Source organism: Archangium gephyra (assembly GCF_049060025.1).
Taxonomy (GTDB): domain Bacteria; phylum Myxococcota; class Myxococcia; order Myxococcales; family Myxococcaceae; genus Archangium; species Archangium gephyra_A.
In genome coordinates, this window is sequence record NZ_JBMEQQ010000002.1 from 3,599,641 (window position 1) to 3,622,108 (window position 22,468).

Here is a 22,468-nt window from a genome sequence, read left to right on the forward strand (position 1 = left end):
TGGCACAGCGGCGTCAGTGGACGCGTCCCCACCCCTCGCGGGCACGGGCCCGCGGGCGCTCACTCCTCGGAGGAGGCGGGGGGGTAGATGACCTGCAGGTTCGGGCCCGCCGCGACGGGAGCGGGAGCGATCACGTTCGCGGGAGTGGCCTCGGCCTGCTGCTCCTTGGGCTTGCGGGTCCCCGCGCCCGAGCGGCACCCCCGGCACCAGGGCTGGTTGCGGATGGCCCCGTCCGCCATCTTCCGCAGGCCGAACTGCGCCAGCGGCTTGAGCGTGCGGCACTTGAGGCACATCAGCGAGATGAGAACCTCGTGCCCCTCGGCGTCATAGACGGCCGACTTGCGCCGCTTGCGCGGCTGCCCCGGCTCACGCGGCTTGGATTTCTCCGGCGCCTGCGGAGGCATCATCGGGGTGACCTTGTAAAGCATTTCATACCCTCCCGAACTGCCGGCACGGCCCGCCCAGGCCCCCACGAGGAGAGTCCCCGAGGGGCGGACACGACGTTCCGGCCCCTAGAGTAAGGAGGAAATCGGGCGTTGAAAACTGATCGGGAGCCGATTTTTCGGCTCGGGAGGCGATCCGCAGAGATCTCGGCCACTTGCCAGCACTCCCCCGGGGAAGGGGGAGCGGGGATCAGCGCTTGCGCCGGGAGCGGGCCTCGCGCTGGGGGCATTGGGCCCCATCCTCCACGTAGCGGATCCGCCCCGGGGCGGGCGCCACGAGGGGAGTCTTCCGGGCACCCCAGCGGGCGATCAGCGCCTCGCGCAGGTTCTGCTCCCGGGTGGTGCCCAGGTCGATGCGGCCGGCGGGCAGCGAGCCCAGCACGGCGGAGAACCCCTCGGCGCCCCGGGCGAGGAAGTCCGGCATGACCCCGCGGTAGAGCGCCTCGGGCTTCAGCGGCCGGCCGTCCGCGAGCGTCACGTCCCGCAGCCGGTCCTTCGCCGGGCAGCTCGCGAGCGTCACGTTCAGGCCGGACACCTGGAAGACGGAGACGCCCCCGCCATAGGCCAGCTCCAGCAGGCGCCGCAGCTCCGCCCCGGTGAGGGTGACGACGGCCACGGTGTTATCGAACGGTAGCACCCTGTAGATGTCCCCATAGGTGGGGGTGCCGGCCGCCAGCTCCGCGCGCAGCCCTCCCGGGTTCACCAGGGCGAAGTCCGCGCCCTCCATCTCCCGGAGCTCGTCCGTCAGCACGTCCCCGAGCGCGCTCTCGTCCTCGTAGTTGCGCCACAGCGGCGCGGGGACGGTGACGCCGACCGGCCGGCGCTGCACCTCGTCCACGTGCGCGAGCGCGGTGCCCACCAGCGTCCCGACGGTGGCATCCGGCACCACGGGCTGTCCGAGGAAGGTGGCGGGCACGAACCGGGCCGTGGCGGCCGCGTCCCTCAGCTTGCGTGGATCACACGTTCCACTCTTCTCCTCCACCCGGGCGCACACGGGCACGGCGGCCTGGAGGCGGGTGCTGGCGGGCAGCACCTTGCGGCTGATCGGGTCCACGAAGAGCTCCACCAGGCTGAAGGAGCGGCCCAGGCCCGAGGTGGCCAGGACGGGCACGTCCCCGAAGAAGTGGCCCATGGGCTGGTGGGTGTGGCCCGCGAAGACGGCGTCCACGGTGCCCGGCGGCAGCGCCTCGACGAAGTCGAGAATCTCATCGTCCTTGCGATCACAGCTCGAGTTGTCACGCGGGTTGGAGAGGTCCGAGCACTTGCCACCGGCGTGGGCCAGGCCCACGACCACCTCGGCGCCCTGGGCGCGCAGGCGCCGGACGGCCTCCAGAGTGGTGGGCACCATGTCCTCGAAACGCAAGGAGGCGACGTGGGCGGGGTTGGAGATGTGCGGCGTGGACGGGGTGGTGAGGCCCACCACGCCGACCTTCACGCCCTTGAGCGTCACCAGCAGGGTGCCGTCATTGCCGAGCCACGCGGGGGTCTGGCCGGAGGCGGAATCGCGCACGTTGACGGTGAGCAGCGGGAAGCGCGCCTGGCGGATGCGCGCGGTGAGCGCCCCGAAGGCGTCCTCGCCCGGCCCGGGCACCGAGCGGGGCCCCACCGGCCCGTAGTCGAACTCGTGGTTGCCGAGCGCCGCGGCGTTGTAGCCGAGCTGGTTGTAGAGCTCGATGACCGGGGCGCCCTCGGAGAGGTTGGAGGCGAGCGTGCCCTGGAAGAGGTCTCCCGCGTCGAGCAGCAGCACGCCGCCCGGGTTGTCCGCGCGCAGCCGGGCCAGGTAGCCGGCGAAGACGGCCCCCCCACCCTGCTCCACCTCGAGCCCACTGGGGAGCGAGGTCTTGTGGGGCATCAGCCAGCCGTGGAAGTCGTTGGTGGCCACCAGGGTGAGCCGCACGGGCTCGGCGGGGGCCTGGAGGGCCTGGGAGGAAGGAGAAGAAGCCGGGGAGGACTCCGCGGGACGCGGAGCGCTGGCACAACCGGCGGCCACGAGGGCCACCAGCGCGAAGAGGAGTCGGGAGGGATACATGCGGGTGGCGAGTTGAGCCCAGCCGCCCCCCGCAGGCAACCCGCATCAGGCCCTGGGGCGCCGGCGCGAGAGCAGCAGCACGCCCGCCAGCACGAGCAGCACCGAGCCCGGCACGGACACCGAGGAGCAATAGCAATTGGGGCCATTCTCGTTGTAGCCCGGCGGCGGCGAGCCACCGGGGCCCGTCGGAGGGAGGCCGGAAGTCGGCCCTCCGCCCCCGCCATCCGTCCCGGCGTCCGGCGTTCCACCATCCGCGGGGGTGTTGGTGTTCCCCGTGTCCACGACGAGCGGCGTCGCGAACCCGGTGGCGATCGTCTGCCACGGGATGAGCTTGAAGTTCTCGTTGCCGCCCGTGGCGTTGGTGCCGTCATGCACGGCCACCATTCCCAGGGGGAAGCGCGTCCCCAGGGATTGGTTGCTCACCACCACGTGGCGCGGACGATCCACCGGGTCGATTCCACCGGCCTGGGCGACGGTGAAGCTGCCCCGGAACGTATGGGCGGAAGGAGCCCGCTCGTAGATGCGCACCGCGTTCTCGCCCCCGCTCACCGCCAGCAGATAGCCCCGGATGCCGGACGCCGTGTAGAGGGCCACCCCGCCCAGGGGTGCGCTGAGCCCCCCCCCGGTGACCCCATCCACCAGGGTGCGGGCGTCCCCACGCTCGGGCTCGGCGCCGTACTGCCAGATGCCGGAGCCCTGCTCGACGACGTAGAGCGTGCCCTGGGCATCGTCCACGGCCAGGCCCACCACGGAGTCCCCCACGTCGAAGAGGCGCACCAGGGAGGCCTGGACACCCCCAGCCCCCACCTGGCCGGTGAGCTCGAACTGCGCGACGACGCCCGTGGCGCTCCCGGCGAAGGCGAAGAAACGCCCGGAGGTGGGGCTCACGTACATAGCCACGCTGTTGGGGACGAAGCCCTGCGTGGTGATGGGAGACAGCCCCGCGCCGCGGATGCCGAGCGTCGTGGGATCGATGATGTAGGCCACGAGTGCCTGGAGGCTCGGATTGGCCACCATCACCAGGGACTGGGAGATGCCCGTCACCTGGACGCGCTCCTGCACGTCCACGCCCGAGGCCACGCCCTCGGAGGACTGCGTCGCCAGCAGGGTGCCGTCGGTCCGGTAGAGCAGCAGCCCCACCTGATTGTCCGCCACCAGGAGCAGGCTGCTGGCGGGATCCGACGGGTGTACCCACAGGGCGGCGCCCTGCACCACGGTTCCGGAGCCGAGCACCTGCGCCGTCTCCAACGTGGGCGACACCTGGAGGGATGACTGGGCGCGCGCGGGCAGGCCGGCGAGTAGGACGGCCACGATGAGAAGTGTGCGGAAACGCACGACGGCCTCCTGGGCGGTATTCGAGGCAACGGGTTGGCCACGAACTCCCACCCGCGCAAGGAGGACCGGGCCGGAGACGTTCACCGGCGAGCGCATCCTCCGGGGCTCCGGTCTCCTCGTGGACATGCACACCGGTGAGGGGACACCCAGGGACGCGCGGGCAGCGCGACGTGAGCCCGCCCGGCGTGGCCCGTTCAGCCCCGGGGCCACGAGGGGCGGTGGTAGGCTGACCGGCATGGCCAGCAACATGTCGTGCATCGGCATCACCGCGAGGGATCCGCAGGACTTCGGGCGCCGCATGTCGTTGCTCCTGGAGCGCAGCGAGCCCGCCGGGAAGGTGGGAGGCCACGAGCTGCGCGTCTGGTCGGATGCGAGTGGAGCCAGCGTCAGCTTCGTCCTGTCGGAGGACGGGGTGGAGTGCGCCACCCCGGGATTCCGCGCCCGCTCCCGGCTCCATGCACGCGCGACGCGGTTCGCCAGCGATCCGGATTGCCGCTTCTGCGACCCGCTGCTCGTGGAGATTGTCGACGCGCGGGGCGAGCTTCTACCCGCTGGCCACGCAGCTCGATGACCTCCTGCTCACGCGCGAGCGGGTGAGCGGGGGCGCCATGCTCGAGCTGGGCCTGTGCGCCTTCGCCCACGGCCTGGAGGTCTGGGCGGACGAGGCGGCCTTCACCACGGCGCAAGCGGACGAGGAGGTGAAGTTCGCCGCCGAGTCCCTCATCCCGGCGGGCCTGTTCTCACCGGAAGGACCGGAGCGGCCCGAGGCGGCCGAGGTCTTCCTCACGGGCCGGGTGCTGGAGGCGGGGCTGCGGGAGAACCTCGCCACCGGGGAGACGTTCCAGCACGCCATCGTGCGGACGCTGGGAGGGAGCTACGACGTGCTCGCCTCGCCCCGGGAGCTGGCGGCCCCGCTGGAGCCCGGAAACATCATCCAGGGCGAGTTCTGGCTGGTGGGGAGGGTGATGTCGGGCCTCGCCGAGGCGCCCCGCCCCGGGTTGATGCACCGGCTCGTCCGCGCCTGAGCGTCCGTGCCGCCGAGCGGGAATCCTCCGAGGTGAGGAGCCGGCATGGCGAACCGGGCTGACGCGGCGGGACGGCCTCTACCCATGAGGTAGATTCCGGAACCATGCCCCTGAGGATATTCGCCGCTGCGCTCCTCCTCACGTTTGCCCCGGTACGGACCGCCCTCGGTGGGCCTGAACGGGACGTGTCCGTCAACGTGAGCGCACTGCCAGGAGGACGGCTGAAACTCTCGTTCGAGCACGCCCCCCTCCTGTCGCGGGACTTCACCGTTGACGAGGCGCGCTCCATCCTGGCCCTCCAGCACCAGTCGCGGACCGCCCCTGAACCACGAGGGCCCCTGCTCGCCACCGCGGGTATGGTGCCATGTGCCTCGGGTTGCACGTCTGTCACTTGGGAGAAACAGCTCCGCGAGGAATACCTCGCGAAGTACGGCTCGCCGACCCTGCACCTGCCGGAAGCGCTCGAAAATAGCCGACAGGTGATGGCCCTCCGCCTTTCGACACGGTCCATGGGCAGTGGCTTCCGGAATGCCGCGCATGAGCTGTTCAACGATCCGCTGTTCGTTTCGGGCGTGGTCCTCTCCACGGCCCTCTACATGGCCGCGTGGCTGGCGCCCGAGCCCCTCTTCTCCAAGGCGTTCGCCGCGAGGCTGACCCTCGTGCTCCTGATGAGTTTCACCGTGGCCGAGCTTCGCAACGTGGCCGTGACCGTCATGCGGCTGTACAAGGAGGCCGAGCAGGCCCGGACGGTGGCGGAGTTGGAGAAGGCAGCGGAGCGATTTGGAAAGGCCCTGGGAGGAACCGGGCTGAGGCTGCTGGTGATGGTGGCGAGTTACGGATTGGGCAAGGCACTACCGGGCGTTCCACCCGGCGGCATGCGAGGCAAACAATGGGCCCCGGCCGGTGCGGCTGCGCTGGATGATGTCCTGATGACCGAAGCGACGACGGTGCAGGTCGTTGCGGATGGCAGCGTCGTCATCGCGGGAGCGACGCTCGGCAACGCGGCAGCCGCCACCCGGGCCGAGAGCATTTGTGATGACGGCTCGAGCAAGAACGGCGAGTGGCACCACCTCGCCACCGTCGGCAACCGGAAGTCGTCCGCGCGGGGTGGTCCGTGGACCCCAAGATTCGAGGAACTCTTTGAACAAGTAGGGATGAGTCTCAATGACTCCGCGAATCTCATCCACATCCAGGGCCATGAGGGACCTCACTCCGAGCAGTACCATCAGACGGTCTATGACCGGCTCTTTGGAGCATTGAGCCAATGTACAAGTTTGGATGAATGCAGGCGGGCATTCACGGATGAACTCAAGAGCATTGCTGACGAACTCTGCACCCCTGGGTCGAGGCTGAACAAAATGTTGATCAAGAAGGTCCGCCCATGAATCTTCGCGATACCACACCCTCCACCTATTTCCGACTCACCCAGAACGTCTATGCCCCCGACGGAAGTGATGGTTGGGTGTTTCAAGGCCCCTTCAATGAGCAAGGCACGAGGCTCGCTGACCCCTGGCGATACACCGCTGGGCAGCGTCTCGATGTAAGAGACCTGGCGGAGCCATCCACGTTCCGAATCGCTCAACCTGCAGGAACTCCGCTCGACTTCAACATCTCGGGTCTGAACATTCCCGTTGTCCCTGAGCGCGTCGTACGCATCTTCGAGCGGATGGGAACAACAGACGTGCAATTCCTACCGGCGAAGATCGCCTCACGCGAAGAGCCCTGGTTCATCCTCAATGTCACTCGGGTCGTGCGCTGCATCGACGACGCTCGCTGTAGTGAGGTGGTGTACTGGAAGCCAGAGGATGGACAGCCCAAGAAGGTTGGAACCTACCGGGCCATCTACGACATGCGCATCGACCCGACGAAGGTCGAAGGTGCCCGCATCTTCCGGCCTTGGGGATGGCTCGTCGCGATCATTGTTTCCCAGGACATCAAGGAGGCTCTGGAGCAGGAGCACGTCACCGGAATCAAATTCATCGAAGTGTGAGTGCAACGATGAAGCCCGCCCTGGGCGCGACAGCCTTCCTGCTCGGATTGATGGTGGGGCGGCCAAGAGCCGTCTGGCCCCGTCTACTCGTAGTCGACTACGAGTGAAGCCACACATCCACCTACACCACTCGTAGTCGACTACGAGTGAGGCTCACCTGGGGTCAGTTCCCCTCAGCGCCGCAGCGTCTCCTCGTAGGCCGCGAGCGTCTCGTCCGCGCAGCGCACCCAGGTGAACAGGGACGCCTGCCGCTTCCCCTCCTCCGCCCAGTGCCGCCGCTCTGTGTCCGAGCACAGCAGCCGGTCCATCGCCTCCGCCAGCCCCTCCTCGTCATCCGGCCGCACCGCCAGCGCCCCCTGTCCGCACACCTCCGGCGTCGCTCCCGTGGTGGACACGATGGCCGGCGTCCCCAACCGCATGGCCTCCAGCGGCGGCAGCCCGAAGCCCTCGTACTTCGACGGGAACGCGAACACCGTCGCCCGCCGCATCAGCTCGTAGAACACGGCCTCGGACTGGTACCCCAGCAAGCGGATGTCATGCCCCTCCGAGCGCATGCGCGCCACGCGCGACTCCACCGTCCCCGAGCCGAACCAGCTCTGCCCCACCATCACCAGCGCCGCCGGCCGCCCCCGCGCCTTCAGCCGCTCGAGCGCGTCCAGAACCAGGCTCACGTTCTTCCGCACGTCCAGCGAGCCCGCGTACAGCACGTACCGCTCCGGCAGCGACTGCGTGCGCAGGAAGTCCTCGGTGGTCGCATCCGGCACATGGCGGTCCACGTGGTCCACCCCGTTGTAGACCACCGACACCTTGCCCTCGGCCTCGGGGTGGCGCGCCAGCAGATCATCCCGGGTGCACGCACTCACGCAGAGGATGCGGTCCGCCACCCGGACACTCCGGGCCAGCCACAGGCGGAACTGCCAGCGGTACGCCCGCGACACCGTCTCGGGCATCAGCAGGGGAATCAGGTCGTGAACGGTGACGACGTACGCCTTGCCGGGGGTGCGCATCAGCGGAAGGTTGAAGTTGCCCAGCGCGTGGTACAGCCGCGCCTCCGAGTCCCTCAGCACCTGGGGCAGCCGGCCCAGCACGTAGGCGGTGCGTCCCAGGTGGCCTCTCGGGTCCTCCCCCGAAACCCGGGCGCCCCACCGCTCCAGGCGGACGCCCCGGGCCTCCAGGCCCTCGGCCAGACAGCGGGTGTAGAGACCAATGCCCGTGGTGGGCTCGTCCCAGAGACTCGCATCGAAAGCGACAGGACCGATTGACACGGTGCGCCTCATAGCACGGTGCTGTGATAGGCAGGGTTCCCCTATGGCGGTCCATCAGCTGATTCCGAGCTTCGTGGCGGGCGACGCCACCGGACAGGCGGCGCTGCACCTGCAGCTCCTGCTGCGCCGGCTGGGTCACTCCGGCGAGCCTCTACGCGGGCGAGGTCGGAGCGGGCCTGGAGTCCCTGGCGCATCCCGTCTCGGCCCTGCGCCCCGGTCCGGACGACCTCGTCCTCTACCACCACGGCATCGCCTCGCCGCTGAGCAGCCGGCTGCTGCACCTGCCCTGCCGCCGGGGCATCGTCTTCCACAACATCAGCCCCGCGCGCTACTACACGGGCACTCCGCTGGCCGAGGCGCTCCTCACGGGGCGGGCGCAGCTCGCCGCCATGGCCCCCTTCGTGGACGTGGCCATCGGTGTGTCGGACTACAACCGCGCCGAGCTGCGCGAGGCCGGCTACCGCGACGTCCACACCGTCCCGCTCTTCGTCGAGCCCCAGCGCTTCTCCGAGGCCAACGCGGACAAGGCGCTGCTGGCGCGCCTGGCCGGGCCCGGCCCGGTGGTGCTCTCGGTGAGCCGGGTGGCGCCACACAAGCGCTTCGAGGACCTGCTGGCGCTGCACGCGGAGCTGCTCCGGCTGCGGCCCACCGCGCGCCTCCTCGTGGTGGGCGGCTACGAGCCGGGCAGCCGCTACTTCAAGTCGCTCCAGCACAGGGCACGCGAGCTGTCCGGGGTGCACTTCCTCGGGAGGCTCAACCACGCGGAGCTGGTGGCCGCGTACCGCACGGCCGACGTCTTCGTCTCCATGAGCGAGCACGAGGGCTTCGGCGTCCCGCTCATCGAGGCCATGGCGGCCGAGGTGCCGGTGCTGGCCTACGCGGCGGCGGCCGTGCCCGAGACGCTCGGGGGCGCGGGCATCGCCTTCGACCAGAAGCGCTTCGCCTTCCTCGCCGAGCTGGTGGTGGACCTGTGCGAGGACCCGGCCCTGCGCGAGCGCCTGCTCGCGGGACAGGCCCGGCGGCTGAAGGACTTCTCCGCCGATGCGAGCCGGAAGGCCCTCGCGAAGGCCCTGGGCGAGGACAAGCGCCCCAGGCGCCGCGCCCCGCCGGGGAGGAAGAAGCCCCGGGTGGGCGTGGTGGTGCAGCGCTACGGCGAGGTGACGGGCGGAGCCGAGCGCCACGCGCAGCAGGTGGTGGAGCAACTGGCGCCGCACTGGGATCTGACAGTGCTCACCACGTGCGCGAAGAACCACCTCACCTGGGAGAACGTCTTCCCGCCGGGCGAGGAGCAGGACGCGCACGTGGAGGGCGTGAAGGTGCTGCGCTTCCCGGTGACGCGGGTGCGGAACATCCGTCCTTTCAACGGGCTGTCCAAGCAGGTCTTCGACAAGCCCAACGAGCGGCTGCGCGAGGAGCACTGGGTGGCCGAGCAGGGCCCGCTGGCCCCCGGCCTGCTGGAGCACCTGGACGCGCACGGGGCGGACTACGACGGCTTCGTCTTCTTCACCTACCTGTACGCGCCCACGGTGTGGGGCCTGCCCATGGTGGCGGACCGGGCGCTGATCGTCCCCACGGCGCACGACGAGCCGCCCATCCGCTTCGGCGTGTACGCGGACGTCTTCGAGCGCCCGCGCGCCCTGCTCTGCAACACGCCCGAGGAGGTGGAGCTCATCGGCCGGTACTACCCGGACCATGCGCCCGCGCGGGTGGTGGGTGTGGGGGTGGACGTGCCGGAGAAGGTGGACCCGCGGCGCTTCCGCGAGCAGTACGGCGTGCGCAACCCGTACCTGCTCTACGTGGGGCGGCTGGAGGCGGGCAAGGGCATCCCCGAGCTGCTCGCGCACCACCGGGAGCTGCGTGCGCGCTTCCACGACGCGCCGGATCTGGTGCTCGCGGGCGAGGCGCACATGGACTTGCGCGGCGAGGGCGTGCGCCACGTGGGCCGCATCAGCGAGCAGGACAAGTACGACGCGCTGGCCGGGGCGCTGACGGTGACGGTGCCCTCGCGCTACGAGAGCCTCTCGCTGCTCACGCTGGAGGCCTTCGCCTCGGGCACGCCGGTGCTGGTCAACGGGCACTCGGAGGTGCTGGTGGGCCAGGTGGAGCGCAGCCGCGCGGGCCGGACGTACACGGACCTGGAGTCCTTCATCACGGGCCTGCGCGAAGTGGGCGAGCAGCGCGCGGTGATGAGCCGGCGGGCGAAGACGTACGCCGCGAAGTACACGTGGCCCCGGGTGGTGGACGCCTACCGGGAAGAGATGGAAAGCATCCTCAGGGAGAAGAGCCGATGAAGCTGATGGGACGGGACATCCCCGCGCGCGAGCTGCTCGCGCGCATCGAGGATCGCCTGCGCACGAGGGGCCTGCCCACCTCGGAGCCGGCGGACGTGCCGGACGAGGGCGTGGAGCCGCGGGTGGATCCGCTCTCCTTCAACCTCCAGGCGCTGGAGGAGAACGCGGACGCCACGCGCGCGCTGCCGCTGCACACCCACCGGGGTGGCGCGGGCCAGTTGGTGCTGGTGGCCAAGTGGGCCTTCCGCAAGACGTGCCAGGTGTTCATCAACGAAGCGCTCTCGCGCCAGCGCGTCTTCAACGGCCACGTGCGTGACTCGTACGCGCAGCTCTCCGCCGAGGTGATCCGCCTGCGCGCCGAGGTGGAGACGCTGCGTGCCGCCCAGGGGGCCTCCCCGGCCCAGCCGCCGCCCGCCGAGGCTCCGGCGCGACCCCGTCGCACGGCGAAGCAGGCGAAGGCCTCGGACGAGAAGTAGCCCCCCTTCTCCCCCCCTGGAAGCGTGCTAGAGAGGGCCTCCCCGGAGAACCTCCGTCCGCGCCCAGGGGGGATGCACCCATGCTCAACAACAAGAAGATCTGCGTCGTGATGCCCGGCTACAACGCCGAGCACACCGTCCAGAAGACCTACGAGGAGATTCCCAAGGACATCGTCGACGATGTGATTCTCGTCGACGACGGCTCCAGCGACCGGACGGCCGAGGTCGCGCGTTCCCTGGGAGTCCACACCCTCGTGCACCCGAAGAACCGGGGCTACGGCGGCAACCAGAAGACCTGCTACACCGAGGCCCTCCGGCGCGGCGCGGACATCGTGGTGATGGTCCATCCGGACTATCAGTACACCCCCAAGCTCATCCCCGCGCTGGCCTCGTGCATCAGCAGCGGCGTCTATGACGTGGCGCTGGGCTCGCGCATCCTCGGCAACACGGCGCTCCAGGGCGGGATGCCGCTCTACAAGTTCGTGGCCAACCGCTTCCTGACGGCGGTGGAGAACATCCTCGTCGAGCAGAAGCTGAGCGAGTACCACACGGGGTACCGGGCCTTCTCGCGCGAGGTGCTGCTCACCCTGCCGCTCGAGGAGAACGACGACGGCTTCGTGTTCGACAACCAGATGCTGGTGCAGGCCATCCATTTCGGCTTCCGCATCGGCGAGGTGAGCTGCCCCACGCGCTACGAGGACCAGTCGTCCTCCATCGGCTTCATGAAGAGCGTGCGCTACGGGTTCGGCGTGCTGGAGGCGGCGGCCCAGCTGCGGCTGGCACGGATGGGGCTGGCCCACCCCCGCTTCCTCTCCAAGAATGGGCGCAAGCTCGAGCTGGAGCCCGAGCGCGCTCCCGCCACCCGAGAGGCGATGTGAGGCCCGAGGCCTGCGCCGGATGTGGGGGCGCGCTGCGGCCGCGCTTCGCCCGGGTCGAGGACCCCCAGACGCGAGAAGCTCTTCGCGATCGACGAGTGCCAGGACTGCGGGCTGGGCCACACCACGCCCCAGCCCGAGCAGCTCGCCCCCTATTACGGGCGGACCTATCACGGCGGCCGGCATGGGGTGACGGCGGCGTACTGCAACGCGCGGCGGGTGGGACTGGTGCGGCGGGCCATGGGCACGGGCGCGGGGCGTCGGTTGCTGGATGTGGGGTGTGGGGACGGCGCGTTCCTGCTGGCGGCGCGAGCACGGGGCTGGCGGGTCTCCGGCACGGAGCTCAACCCGCGCCTGGCACGCGAGGCGGGTCTGGAGGTGCGGGAGAGCATCGACGAGGCGCTTCCGCTGGGACCCTTCGACTGCATCACGGCCTGGCACAGCCTGGAGCACCTGAGAGATCCGCTGGCGAGCCTGCGCACCCTGGCCGGAGCGCTGGCACCGGGCGGCGTGCTGGTGGTGGCCGTGCCGGACGCGGACGGAGTCCAGGCCCGCCTCTTCGGGGCCTCCTGGTTCCACCTCGACGTGCCCCGCCACCTGTACCACTTCGGCCGCGGCTCGCTGGAGCGGATGCTGGGGCGCGCGGGCTTCCGGGTGGAGCGCACCTGGCACCAGGAGGCTCGAGTACGACTTGATGGGCTTCGCGCAGAGCGCCCTCAACACCCTGCTGCCCCACCCCAACGTCTTCTTCGACCGGCTCACCGGGAAGCCCGCGCGGGGCGGCTCCGCCGAGGTGGCCGCCAGCTTCGCGCTGGGCCCGGCCTTCACCGCGATGGCCGTGCCCGCCACGCTCGCCTCCACCCTGCTGGGGCGCGGGGGGACGCTCATCGTCTCCGCCCGCGCCGTCACCTCATGAGCGCCCCTCCGCCGGAGAGCCCGCCCGGGCCCTCCCGGGAAGAGGGCGCCCTGTTCGCGCCGCTGCTGACCGTGGCGGCCGTGGCGCTCGGGTACGCCATCCAACGCTCCAACGGAGCCCTCCACCCCTCGGCGGTGAGCCTGCTGACGGTGGCGCTGGGCGCCGCGCTGCTGGCCCTCTCGCTTCCCGCCCCCCGGCAGGCCTGGCTGGTGCGGCGGGCCGAGCACGTCGCCGTCCTGCTGCTCGGCCTCGGCCTCGTCCTGCAGTTCATCCAACTGGGCACCAGCGCGCCCGCCATCTACCTGCGCCCCGGCCCCACGGGCTTCGCCCCCTTCCTGGGAGGCATCGTGACGGCGGCGGTGCTGGCCGGAGCGGGCCTGGGTGGCACCCCCTGGCTGGGACGGCTGCGGCTGCCGCTGCTGGTGGGCGTGCACCTGACGCTGGGCGCGTGGATCCTCCACCACTCGCCCCGGCCGGCCATCGACGTCTACGCGTGGCACGTCGAGGCCTTCCAGGCCCTGGGCCAGGGCCTCAACCCGTATGCCATCACCATGCCCGACATCTACGGGCACGATCACTTCTACGGGCCGGGGCTGCTGGTGAACGGGCGTGTCCAGGTGGGCTTCCCCTACCCTCCCTTCAGCCTGCTGCTGGCTGGCGCCGGACACCTGCTCGGGGGGGACTACCGCTTCGCCAATCTGGCGGCGATGGGCCTGGCCGCGCTGCTGATGGGCACCTGCCAGCCGGGGCGTTGGGCGCCCGTGGCCGCGGCGCTCTTCCTGTTCACTCCCCGCTCCTTCTTCGTGCTCGAGCAGGGCTGGACGGACGCGTACCTCGTGCTCCTGCTGGCGGCCACCGTCTGGTGTGCCTGCCGGACGCCCCGGCTGCTGCCGGTCGCGCTGGGCCTGCTCTTCGCCACCAAGCACTACCTGGTGCTCGCCACCCCGCTCGTCGTGCTGCTGCACCCCGGTCCCCGGCCCTGGCGGGACACGGTGCGCACGCTGTGGAAGGCCGCGGCGATCGCGGCGGTGGTGACGCTGCCCTTCGCGGTGCTGGATCCAGCGGCCTTCTTCCATGATCTGGTCGGCTTCCAGCTCCGCCAGCCCTTCCGCAGGGATGCGCTCAGCTATCTGGCCTGGTGGGACGTGGTGAAGGGCCAACGGCCCCCCACGTGGCTCGGCTTCGCGGCGCTGCTGCCCGCGCTCGGGCTGTCGCTCTGGCGCGCCCCCCGGACGCCGGCGGGTTTCGCCGCCGCGGTGGCCCTGACGTTCCTGCTGTTCTTCGCATTCAGCAAGCAGGCCTTCGCCAACTACTACTTCTTCATCATCGGAGCCCTGTGCTGCGCCATCGCGGCCTGGAGGCCTCCTCGGTGGGAACAGGAAACCTCGCCGTGACGCCGGGCCCGGCGGCCGACAGCCCGCGGCGGGTGCTCGCGACGGGCGCGCTGCTGGCACTGGGCACCCTGCTGTTCCGCCTCCCGGTGTTCCTCAACGCCGAGGCGCTCGACTCGGACATCGCCGTCGTCGGCCTGCAGGCCTGGCACCTGGCGCGCGGGGAGTTCTCCCCGCTGCTGTGGGGAACGAACTACCAGGGCATCACCGCGCCCCTGGCCGTGTTGCTCGTCGAGACGCTGCTGCCCGTGCGTCCCTCGCTGGCCCTGGCGCTGTCCTCGGTGCTCGGGCACGTGGTGCTGGTGCTCGCCTTGTTCGGGGTGCTGAGGCGGGTGCTGCCCCTGCCGCTGGCGGCGCTCGGCGCGGGCAGCGTCGCGGTGTGCCCCGAGCCGCTCAACTTCCTCACCTACAGCGCCTTCCGGATCTGGGCCTTCACCCTGGTGTTCCTGGGGCTCTACCTCGCCGAGCGGGCCGCGGGCACGGCCCGCCCCTGGAGGCGCCTGCTGCTCGCCGCACTGGCCGGGCTGGCGGTGGGGCTGGGCTACTACTCGGACCTGTTCGTCCTCCAGCTCCTCCCGGGACTGGTGCTGTACCTGCTGTGGTGGACGTGGGGGGTGGCCCGGCCGCGGTGGCTCGCCCTGGGGGCCGCGCTGGCCGGTTACGGGGTGGGCAGCATCCCCCGCCTGCTCGCCGCCATGCAGCCGCCCCAGCTCAGCGAGCTCACCACCGCCCATCTGCCGCGGGTCTGGCCGCTCTTCTGGGAGAAGTGCCTGCCCTACCTCACCGGGGCGAAGCTGTTCGCCTCGGCCACCGGGTTCGATCGGCCGGAGCTGCGGCCCGAGGGACTCGCGCTGCTGCTGGTGGTGCTGGGACTGGGAGCCTTCCTGCTGCTGGTGCTCGGAGGCGGCGTCATCGCCCTGCTCCCCGTGGCGGACAGGACCGCCCGCCGGCTGGCGTGGTGTGGCGCGGGTTGGATGGGGGTGTCGATCATCGGCTTCCTCTTCACCCACCGGGCCATGGATTTGATGAGCGCGCGCTACCTGGTCCCCGTGCTGCTCGGCTTTCCGCTGGTGGCGGCCCCGGTGCTCGACAGGCTCGTGCGCACGGGGAGGACGAAGCTGGCAGTGGTCCTGCTGGGGGTGGGGGTGGCGCACTTCGGGGTGGCGGGGTGGCTGGGTTATGGCGGCTGGCTGGAGGGCGGCCTTCCGACGGTGACGCGCTACGGGAGCGGAGAGGACGAGCGGGCCCTGCTGGCGGCGCTCCAGGCGCGGGGCGTGGAGGCCGCCACGGGGGACTACTGGGTCGCCTACCGGCTCACCTACCTCTGGAGGGAGCAGCTGGTGGTGCCGCCGTCCTCCGGGGTGGAGCGCTATCGCCCGTACCGGCAGCGGCTCGCCTCGGCCCGCAGGACGGCGTTGATCTTCTTCCCCCACATCCCGGGGAGCCCGTTCCGCGTGCCCGAGCCGTGGGAGGCCCGTTTCCGCCGCGAGGGGCGCCGCTTCGAGCGGCTCACGATGGGCCCCTACACGGCGCTCGTCCTCGATTGAGCCCCGCCCCGGCGCAAGACGACGGAGGCCCGAGCAGGCAGGCGGGAACCCCGTACAGGCCGATTGAAGCGGCTCCAGTAGCCTGGCTGATCGAGTCTGCTTGATTTCCAGCCGTCGGGCCGCGAAATAGGGCCCGTCTGGTAGCCGTTTTTCCCTGGTTGCCTTCTAACACTCCTAGTGACATGCGCCCCTTGACCGCCCTTCCTACCCACGACGGCTCCACGCTGACCCTCGGCATCCCCGGCTTCAGCTTCGAGGACCTGTACCGCCCCCGCGGCCTGCGGCGCCTGTCCGAGCGCTTCGACGAGCAGCTCGCCGCCGACGAGCCCGAGCTCTTCAAGACCTTCGAGGCCTACCGGAAGTCCGGTGGCGAGAGCCTCACCGGCCCGGCCGAGTCCGAGCTGCTCATCCGCGTGTCGCGCCACGTGTCCGCCTTCGTGACCCGGCTCTTCGGCCTGGAGACCGACACGGACCGGCTGGCGCGCCACCTCAAGGGCGAGCTGCCGCTCTTCGACTTCAAGCGCGAGTTCATCACCCGCCGGGTCTTCAAGAAGGGCGCGGCGGACCGGCCGTCGCTCTCCGAGTACCCCTCGCTGGACGCGCGGATGCGGCTGATGCTGTCGCTCGCCTTCCCCGAGGCGCTCGCCAGTGACGACGTGGAGCGGGCGCTGGCCGAGTCCATCCTCACGCTGATGGACCTGGAGCGGCTCTTCTCCAACACGTCCGGCAACCTGCCGCCGCTGACGCCCGAGCAGGGCGAGGCGCTGCGGGTGAAGTGGACGAGCATCCGCACCGCGCTGCTGGCCGAGGCCGAGGGCAAGGAGGCGTTCGGCTCCAGCCTGGTGATGCACGGTGACGACGCGGCGGAGCTGCAGTCGGTGCGCAACCTGCTGGCGCTGGCGGACCGCTGGACGTACGCCCGCGCGCTGCACCCGGAGATGAAGGAGCTGTTCCACAAGTGGGCCACGCACCGGGTGCCCAAGCCCCTGGTGTTCGACCAGCTCGTGCAGCTCGAGCGTCCGGACGAGAAGCTGCCGGAAATCACCCAGGGCTCGGACCACCACCTGCGCTACCGCGACGGCTTCAAGCTGACGGATCCGCGAGGCACGCCGCGCGAGGTGATGGGCGAGGTGGACTACTGCGTCATCTGCCACGAGCGCGAGAAGGACTCGTGCTCCACGGGCTTCAAGGCGAAGGACGCGGTGGCCGAGGGCCACACCTTCAAGAAGAACCCGCTGGGGATTCCGCTCACCGGCTGCCCGCTGGACGAGCGCATCTCCGAGGCGCACGCCCTCAAGCGCGAGGGCAACTCGCTGGCGTCGTTGGCGGTGGTGATGGTGGACAACCCGATGTGCCCCGGCACCGGCCACCGCATCTGCAACGACTGCATGAAGGCCTGCATCTTCCAGAAGCAGGAGCCGGTGAACATCCCCATGGTGGAGACGGCCGCGCTGACGGACGTGCTCAACCTGCCGTGGGGCTTTGAAATCTACGGCCTGCTGACGCGCTGGAACCCGCTGAACGTGCGCCGTCCGTACGCGCTGCCGTACGTGGGCCGCAACGTGCTGGTGGTGGGCCTGGGGCCCGCGGGCTACACGCTCTCGCACTACCTGCTCAACGAGGGCTTCGGCGTCACGGGCATCGACGGCCTGAAGATCGAGCCCTTCGAGGACGACCTGGTCGGCCGCAACGGCAAGGCGATGAGGCCCATCCGTGACTGGAAGGCGCTCACGCGCGAGCTGGACGAGCGGATTCTCGAGGGCTTCGGCGGCGTGTCCGAGTACGGAATCACCGTGCGCTGGGACAAGAACTTCCTCACGCTGATGCACCTGACGCTGGAGCGGCGGCAGAACCTGCGCATCTACGGCGGCATCCGCTTCGGTGGCACGCTGACCATCGAGGACGCGTGGCAGATGGGCTTCGACCACATCGCCATCGCGGCGGGCGCGGGCAAGCCGACCATCATCGGGATGAAGAACAACCTCATCCGGGGCATCCGCAAGGCGAGCGACTTCCTCATGTCGCTGCAGCTCACGGGCGCCTTCAAGAAGGACTCGCTGGCCAACCTCCAGGTGCAGCTGCCGGCCATCGTCATCGGCGGCGGTCTGACGGGCATCGATACGGCCACGGAGCTGCTGGCCTACTACCCGGTGCAGGTGGAGAAGACGCTCGAGCGCCACGAGAAGCTGGTGGCCGAGCTGGGCGAGGAGGCGGTGCTGGCGCGGCTGGATGCCGACGAGAAGGTGACGTACCAGACCTTCCTGGAGCACGGCCGCGCGGTGCGCGCCGAGCGTCAGGCGGCGCAGGACGAGGGCCGGGCGCCGGACTTCATCCGGCTGGTGCGCAGCTGGGGTGGCGTGAGCCTGGTGTACCGCCGTGGGCTGACGGAGTCGCCGGCCTACCGCCTCAACCACGAGGAAGTGGCGAAGGCGCTGGAGGAAGGCATCCGCTTCATCGAGCGCATGAGCCCGGTGGAGGCGCTGCCGGACGAGAAGGGAGCGGTGAAGGGCATCCGCTTCGAGCGCATGGTGACGAAGGAGGGCAAGCTGCGGGGCAGCGGCGAGTTCTTCGAGCTGCCGGCGCGCACGGTGTGCGTGGCGGCGGGCACGGCGCCCAACGTGACGTACGAGAAGGAGTACCCGGGCACGTTCGAGCTGGACGAGAACGGCGAGTACTTCAAGAGCTACGAGCTGGCGGAGCAGGCGGACGGCTTCGGGCTGGCGCCGGTGGAGCCGGTGGAGGACATCGCGGCGAAGGTGGGCTTCTTCACCTCGTACCGGAAGGACGGGCACCTCATCTCGTACTTCGGAGACAACCACCCCACGTACGCGGGCAACGTGGTGAAGGCCATGGCGAGCGCGAAGGACGGCTACCCCGAGGTGGCGCGTCTGTACGCGAAGGAAGTGGAGGCCATGGACTTCCACGACGAGCTGGCGCAGGCGCGGCGTGACGAGAAGCTGGCGGCGCACTTCGGGGCGCTGGACGAGGCGCTGCTGGCGCGGGTGGTGACGGTGAACCGGCTGACGCCGACCATCGTGGAGGTGGTGGTGAAGGCGCCGTTCGCGGCGAAGCACTTCGAGCCGGGCCAGTTCTACCGGCTGCAGAACTTCGAGCGGAGCGCGCCGGTGGTGGACGGGGTGCGCCTGACGATGGAGGGCCTGGCCCTCACGGGGGCGTGGGTGGACAAGGAGAAGGGGCTGATGGGCACCATCGTGTTGGAGATGGGCTCGTCGTCCCGGCTGTGCGCGGCGCTGAAGCCGGGCGAGCCGGTGGTGGTGATGGGCCCCACGGGTGCGCCGACGGAGATCGGCCACAACGAGACGGTGTTGCTGGTGGGCGGAGGCCTGGGCAACGCGGTGCTCTTCTCCATCGCGCGTTCGCTCAAGGCGGCCGGGTGCAAGGTGGCGTACTTCGCCGGCTTCCGTCAGCGCGCGGACGTCTTCAAGCGCGAGGAGATCGAGGCGGCCACGGACCAGGTGGTGTGGTCGGTGGACGCTGGAGAGATGATCGAGGCGCGGCGGCCGCAGGACACGTCGTTCCGGGGCAACGTGGTGCAGGCGATGCTGGCCTACGCCAAGGGAGAGCTGGGCGTGGCGCCGGTGGCGTCCTTCAAGGACGTGCAGCGGATCATCGCGATCGGCTCGGACCGGATGATGAGGGCGGTGCAGGAGGCGCGGCACGGGGTGCTGCAGCCGTACCTGAACCCCGAGCACGAGGCGATCGGCTCCATCAACTCGCCGATGCAGTGCATGATGAAGGAGATCTGCGCGCAGTGCCTCCAGAGGCACGTGGATCCGCGGACGGGCAAGGAGACGTGGGTGTTCTCCTGCTTCAACCAGGATCAGCGGCTGGACCAGGTGGACTTCGTGAACCTGAACCAGCGCCTGCGCGGCAACACGGTGCTGGAGAAGGTGGCGGACCTGTACCTGGCGCAGCTGCTCAAGAAGGTGCCGGGCCTGCGCCGCGTCTGACCCGCCTCATCGCCGTCCCCCTCACCCCAAGAACCCCTCTCCCCCCGGGAGAGGGACGGGGTGAGGGTTCCCGGGCCCCGGGTTGAACCCGTGAGAAGCCCCTACTGCGCCTTCCCGCCGAAGGACCTGAGCATGTCCTGGTAGTTGCGCATCAGGTCCTGCTCGCGAGTCAGGACGAGGTCCACGTTGGCGTCTCCGTGGATCTTCCGGACGGCCACGAGCTTCTCCGTCTCCTCCACGCGCTTGCGCATGACCTCGATCTGGGGCGCGAGATCCTTCTGCTGCTCGGGCTTGAGGCGGGCCTGCATCTCCTCGAGCTTCTTGAGCTCGCCGGCGAGATCCAACACGGCGGCCATGTGGCGCTGGGTGATGACGTCCATGACGAGGGAGCCGATGCGGTTGACGTCATCCTCGGTGAGGCCGGCGTCGCGGCGGGCCTTGGCCTCGGACTCGGCCTTGCTCTCGATGGCCTTCATGGACTCGCTCATGCCCATGGGCCTGCCCTGGGCGTCCAGCGTGCCGGCCGTGAGCCGGACCTTGGCGGCCTGGAAGCTCGCGGGCCATGGCGGCGTAGGCGTCCAGCACCTGGCGCTGGTAGCCGACGTAGGCATCCAGCTTCGCCTGGGTGAGGGCGTAGGGCTTGCTGTCATCGAACGCCTCGACGGCGTCGGCCGGGGAGGCCCGCGAGTCCTCTCCGGCCGCCACCCCGGTCTCCTCCCGGGCGGGCGCGGAGGCCTCTTCCTTCTTGCAGCCGGACAGCATTCCCGCGGCGAACAGCACCCACAGCAGCTTGCGCATCCACACTCCTCCAGGGGTCCTCCCCGGTGACCCGAGGGGCGGAGTATACGTCCACGCACAGTTGGCCACGGACGGGATTGCATCCGCCCGGGGCGGAATGGCCCCGGCTGCCTGCCCCCCCAGCGGGAGGGGGCCGTCACCAGCCAACATTCGCCGTATTACCTTTGACCAACCCTGGCGCGGTCGTGTACGAACCGCGGTCCGTTCAGAGCGGTGGAGGCACCTTGAGGATCTTCCTGGTAAGGCACGGCGAGGCGGACGCGGAGGCCCCCGAGGGTCTCGGAGACGAGGCGCGCGCGCTCACTGCCAAGGCCCGAGCCAGCACGGTCGCGCATTTCGCGTCACTGGCGGAGCGTATCGGTACGGTCTCGCTCATTCTCACGAGCCCGCTGGTGCGCACCGTGCAGACGGCGCAGTTGCTCTCCACCGTCCTCAAGCACGAGGGCACCCTGCGCGCCCATCGCTGCCTGCTGCCGGACATGCCGGTGGGAGCCGTGGCGCCCGTCCTCGACGAGCACACGGGTGAGAACATCGTGCTCGTGGGGCACCAGCCGTCCATGGGAGCGCTGGCCACCCACCTGCTGGGCATGCAGTCCTTCCCCAAGCAGGTCAACCCGGGCACCATCATCGCCATCGAGCGCCCGGACTCCACCGAGCCCGGTGCCGCGCCCGCTCCGGCGAAGCTGCTGTTCTTCGCCGCCCCCGGCCAGCCGGTCCTCGACGTCATCCAGTAGCCGCTCCGCCCTCCGGGAGGGTTCGCCGATGATGGACGAAGCCAGCTACAACCAGCTCGTCACCACGGCGTTCAAGCGCATCATGGCCGCTGCGGATGCGCTCGACCCCGATGATCTCGAGGCCGAGAGCACCGGCGACATGGTCACCCTGACCACGCCCTCCCGCGAGAAGTGCATCATCAACACCCAGCGCGCCGTGCGGCAGATCTGGGTCGCCGGCCGCTCTCAGGGCATCCACTTCTCCTATGACGCCGCCAGTGGCTCCTGGCTGGACGACAAGGGCAAGGGGCTCGAGCTGTTCCGCTTCGTGGCCGACGTGGTGCGCGACATCTCCGGCCAGGAGGCTCGCGTACCCGGGGTGAGTAGCGAGACCCCGTAGACCCTCACCCCGACCCTCTCCCAGAGGGAGAGGGAGGGGTTCGCGGAGTGAGGGCACGGCCTACTCGGTGATGGGTTCCGCGACGGGAGTCTGACGGCCGCCTTCGACGCGATCTCCGCCCGCGGCCTGGGCCCGCCGCAGCGCGTCTCCCGCCTCCTTCATGAGGCTGCCGAAGCTCACCTGCGCCTGGCCCTTCTGCGCCGAGGGCTCGAAGACCGCCAGGCCCATCGACGCCGTCAGCCCCGGCACCGACTCCACTTCCTTCACCCGCTGCCGCAGCCGCTCCGCCACCACCATCGCGCCCTCGTGGGGCGTGTACGGCAGGAAGACGATGAAGCGTCCCTCGGCGAACGGCACCGCCACGTCGATGTCCCGCAGCCCCTCGGAGAGCCGCCGGAGCACCTCCGCCAGCGCGGACGTGCGCTGGGCCGCCGGCAGCGTCGCGAGGCGCTCCGCGTACCGGTCCGGCTCCAGCAACAGGTAGGAGATGGGGTAGCGGTAGCGACGGCTGCGCTTCACCTCCATGAAGAGCAGCCGCTTGAGGAACTCCAGGTCCGCTCCCGAGGTGCTCGACTCGCGGCGGGGCCCCTGATGCTGCATGAGCTGCATCTCGGTGCGCACCACCGACACCGTCTCCCGGGCCTGCGCGAGCTGCATCATCAGGCTCACGCAGGACACCACGGTGGCCCGCTTGAGCGGCCCCACCAGGCACGCCTCCGCCCCCGCGGCGGCCGCGCGCGCCTCCGGCTGCTCCTCTTCCGGCAGGTACAGCAGGAGCACCGGAATCGTCGGAGCCTCCTCCTTCACCTGCCGGCAGAGCGTCTCGCCGTCGAAGCTCTCGGTGACAGAAGCCAGCACCAACGCGGGCGCCAGCTCCCGCACCCGTTCCAGGGCATCCCGGACGTCGCCCGCCACCGTCACCTCGTGGTGGGCGTTCTCCAGGAATTTGCGCAGCGCCCCGGCCACCGCGGCGGCCGGCTCCGCGACGAGAATGAAGGCCATC

General features: G+C 70.2%; 18 protein-coding genes and 1 pseudogene. 12 read left to right on the forward strand and 7 right to left on the reverse strand.

Annotated features, from left to right (window positions below):
- Positions 1–59: 59 nt before the first annotated feature.
- The 3 genes from ACN28I_RS15600 to ACN28I_RS15610 form a co-directional block, all read right to left on the reverse strand.
- Entirely contained in the window at positions 60–428 is a 369-nt protein-coding gene (locus tag ACN28I_RS15600; RefSeq protein ID WP_420942816.1) for a hypothetical protein, read from the reverse strand.
- A gap of 205 nt (positions 429–633) precedes the next feature.
- Entirely contained in the window at positions 634–2,472 is a 1,839-nt protein-coding gene (locus ACN28I_RS15605) for a bifunctional metallophosphatase/5'-nucleotidase (RefSeq protein WP_420942817.1), read from the reverse strand.
- A 45-nt stretch (positions 2,473–2,517) separates the two neighbouring features.
- The gene (locus tag ACN28I_RS15610; RefSeq protein WP_420942818.1) at positions 2,518–3,807 is read right to left on the reverse strand and encodes a myxosortase-dependent phytase-like phosphatase; all 1,290 of its coding nucleotides are present in this window, start codon (positions 3,805–3,807) and stop codon (positions 2,518–2,520) included.
- 235 nt (positions 3,808–4,042) lie between these two features.
- On the opposite strand from ACN28I_RS15610, the gene ACN28I_RS15615 reads away from it, so the two are divergent.
- From ACN28I_RS15615 to ACN28I_RS15630, 4 genes are all read left to right on the forward strand, one after another.
- Positions 4,043–4,378, forward strand: coding sequence for a hypothetical protein (locus ACN28I_RS15615; RefSeq protein ID WP_420942819.1), 336 nt, complete (start codon positions 4,043–4,045; stop codon positions 4,376–4,378).
- Entirely contained in the window at positions 4,329–4,832 is a 504-nt protein-coding gene (locus ACN28I_RS15620) for a hypothetical protein (protein WP_420942820.1), read from the forward strand. Before ACN28I_RS15615 ends, ACN28I_RS15620 begins: the two co-directional genes overlap by 50 nt.
- A 185-nt stretch (positions 4,833–5,017) precedes the next feature.
- Positions 5,018–6,217 carry an AHH domain-containing protein gene (locus ACN28I_RS15625; RefSeq protein WP_420942821.1) on the forward strand — a complete coding sequence of 400 codons (1,200 nt, stop codon included), beginning with the start codon at positions 5,018–5,020 and terminating at the stop codon, positions 6,215–6,217.
- On the forward strand, positions 6,214–6,822 hold the full coding sequence (locus ACN28I_RS15630; protein ID WP_420942822.1) for an imm11 family protein: 609 nt from the start codon (positions 6,214–6,216) through the stop codon (positions 6,820–6,822). Before ACN28I_RS15625 ends, ACN28I_RS15630 begins: the two co-directional genes overlap by 4 nt.
- A gap of 173 nt (positions 6,823–6,995) precedes the next feature.
- On the opposite strand, the gene ACN28I_RS15635 is transcribed toward ACN28I_RS15630, so the two are convergent.
- The gene (locus ACN28I_RS15635; RefSeq protein ID WP_420942823.1) at positions 6,996–8,087 is read right to left on the reverse strand and encodes a glycosyltransferase family 4 protein; all 1,092 of its coding nucleotides are present in this window, start codon (positions 8,085–8,087) and stop codon (positions 6,996–6,998) included.
- Between the two features lie 43 nt (positions 8,088–8,130).
- Here ACN28I_RS15635 and ACN28I_RS15640 point away from each other — a divergent pair.
- From ACN28I_RS15640 to ACN28I_RS15665, 6 genes and pseudogenes are all read left to right on the forward strand, one after another.
- Positions 8,131–10,378: pseudogene (locus ACN28I_RS15640) on the forward strand (glycosyltransferase family 4 protein).
- Complete coding sequence (locus ACN28I_RS15645) at positions 10,375–10,854, forward strand: hypothetical protein (protein WP_420942824.1); 480 nt, start codon at positions 10,375–10,377, stop codon at positions 10,852–10,854. Before ACN28I_RS15640 ends, ACN28I_RS15645 begins: the two are co-directional and overlap by 4 nt.
- An 80-nt stretch (positions 10,855–10,934) precedes the next feature.
- Positions 10,935–11,732, forward strand: a complete 798-nt coding sequence (locus ACN28I_RS15650; RefSeq protein ID WP_420942825.1) for a glycosyltransferase family 2 protein — start codon at positions 10,935–10,937, stop codon at positions 11,730–11,732.
- A gap of 21 nt (positions 11,733–11,753) precedes the next feature.
- Positions 11,754–14,039, forward strand: coding sequence for a methyltransferase domain-containing protein (locus tag ACN28I_RS15655; RefSeq protein WP_420942826.1), 2,286 nt, complete (start codon positions 11,754–11,756; stop codon positions 14,037–14,039).
- Entirely contained in the window at positions 14,015–15,583 is a 1,569-nt protein-coding gene (locus ACN28I_RS15660) for a hypothetical protein (protein WP_420942827.1), read from the forward strand. The genes ACN28I_RS15655 and ACN28I_RS15660 overlap by 25 nt, the downstream gene beginning before the upstream one ends.
- Positions 15,584–15,765: 182 nt before the next feature.
- Complete coding sequence (locus tag ACN28I_RS15665) at positions 15,766–19,554, forward strand: FAD-dependent oxidoreductase (RefSeq protein WP_420942828.1); 3,789 nt, start codon at positions 15,766–15,768, stop codon at positions 19,552–19,554.
- Positions 19,555–19,655: 101 nt separating this feature from the next.
- Here ACN28I_RS15665 and ACN28I_RS15670 read toward each other — a convergent pair whose 3' ends face one another.
- Entirely contained in the window at positions 19,656–20,030 is a 375-nt protein-coding gene (locus tag ACN28I_RS15670) for a hypothetical protein (protein ID WP_420942829.1), read from the reverse strand.
- Positions 19,960–20,352, reverse strand: a complete 393-nt coding sequence (locus tag ACN28I_RS15675) for a hypothetical protein (RefSeq protein ID WP_420942830.1) — start codon at positions 20,350–20,352, stop codon at positions 19,960–19,962. The genes ACN28I_RS15670 and ACN28I_RS15675 overlap by 71 nt, the downstream gene beginning before the upstream one ends.
- Before the next feature lie 224 nt (positions 20,353–20,576).
- On the opposite strand from ACN28I_RS15675, the gene ACN28I_RS15680 reads away from it, so the two are divergent.
- Positions 20,577–21,086, forward strand: a complete 510-nt coding sequence (locus ACN28I_RS15680; RefSeq protein ID WP_420942831.1) for a SixA phosphatase family protein — start codon at positions 20,577–20,579, stop codon at positions 21,084–21,086.
- Positions 21,087–21,114: 28 nt separating this feature from the next.
- Positions 21,115–21,465, forward strand: a complete 351-nt coding sequence (gene cyaY, locus ACN28I_RS15685) for an iron donor protein CyaY (RefSeq protein ID WP_420942832.1) — start codon at positions 21,115–21,117, stop codon at positions 21,463–21,465.
- A 60-nt stretch (positions 21,466–21,525) separates the two neighbouring features.
- Here the strand turns inward: cyaY and ACN28I_RS15690 are convergent, their stop codons facing one another.
- Entirely contained in the window at positions 21,526–22,467 is a 942-nt protein-coding gene (locus ACN28I_RS15690; protein WP_420942833.1) for a diguanylate cyclase, read from the reverse strand.
- Between the last annotated feature and the right edge of the window lies 1 nt (position 22,468).

What these genes read in the sequence shown, in the direction of transcription:
- ACN28I_RS15615 (WP_420942819.1), top strand. Translation starts at nt 4,043, where the DNA reads ATGGCCAGCAACATGTCGTGCATCGGCATCACCGCGAGGGATCCGCAG.
- ACN28I_RS15600 (WP_420942816.1), bottom strand. Translation starts at nt 428, where the DNA reads ATGCTTTACAAGGTCACCCCGATGATGCCTCCGCAGGCGCCGGAGAAA.
- ACN28I_RS15650 (WP_420942825.1), top strand. Translation starts at nt 10,935, where the DNA reads ATGCTCAACAACAAGAAGATCTGCGTCGTGATGCCCGGCTACAACGCC.
- ACN28I_RS15665 (WP_420942828.1), top strand. Translation starts at nt 15,766, where the DNA reads ATGCGCCCCTTGACCGCCCTTCCTACCCACGACGGCTCCACGCTGACC.
- ACN28I_RS15690 (WP_420942833.1), bottom strand. Translation starts at nt 22,467, where the DNA reads ATGGCCTTCATTCTCGTCGCGGAGCCGGCCGCCGCGGTGGCCGGGGCG.
- ACN28I_RS15630 (WP_420942822.1), top strand. Translation starts at nt 6,214, where the DNA reads ATGAATCTTCGCGATACCACACCCTCCACCTATTTCCGACTCACCCAG.
- ACN28I_RS15670 (WP_420942829.1), bottom strand. Translation starts at nt 20,030, where the DNA reads ATGAAGGCCATCGAGAGCAAGGCCGAGTCCGAGGCCAAGGCCCGCCGC.
- ACN28I_RS15675 (WP_420942830.1), bottom strand. Translation starts at nt 20,352, where the DNA reads ATGCGCAAGCTGCTGTGGGTGCTGTTCGCCGCGGGAATGCTGTCCGGC.
- ACN28I_RS15605 (WP_420942817.1), bottom strand. Translation starts at nt 2,472, where the DNA reads ATGTATCCCTCCCGACTCCTCTTCGCGCTGGTGGCCCTCGTGGCCGCC.
- ACN28I_RS15645 (WP_420942824.1), top strand. Translation starts at nt 10,375, where the DNA reads ATGAAGCTGATGGGACGGGACATCCCCGCGCGCGAGCTGCTCGCGCGC.
- cyaY (WP_420942832.1), top strand. Translation starts at nt 21,115, where the DNA reads ATGATGGACGAAGCCAGCTACAACCAGCTCGTCACCACGGCGTTCAAG.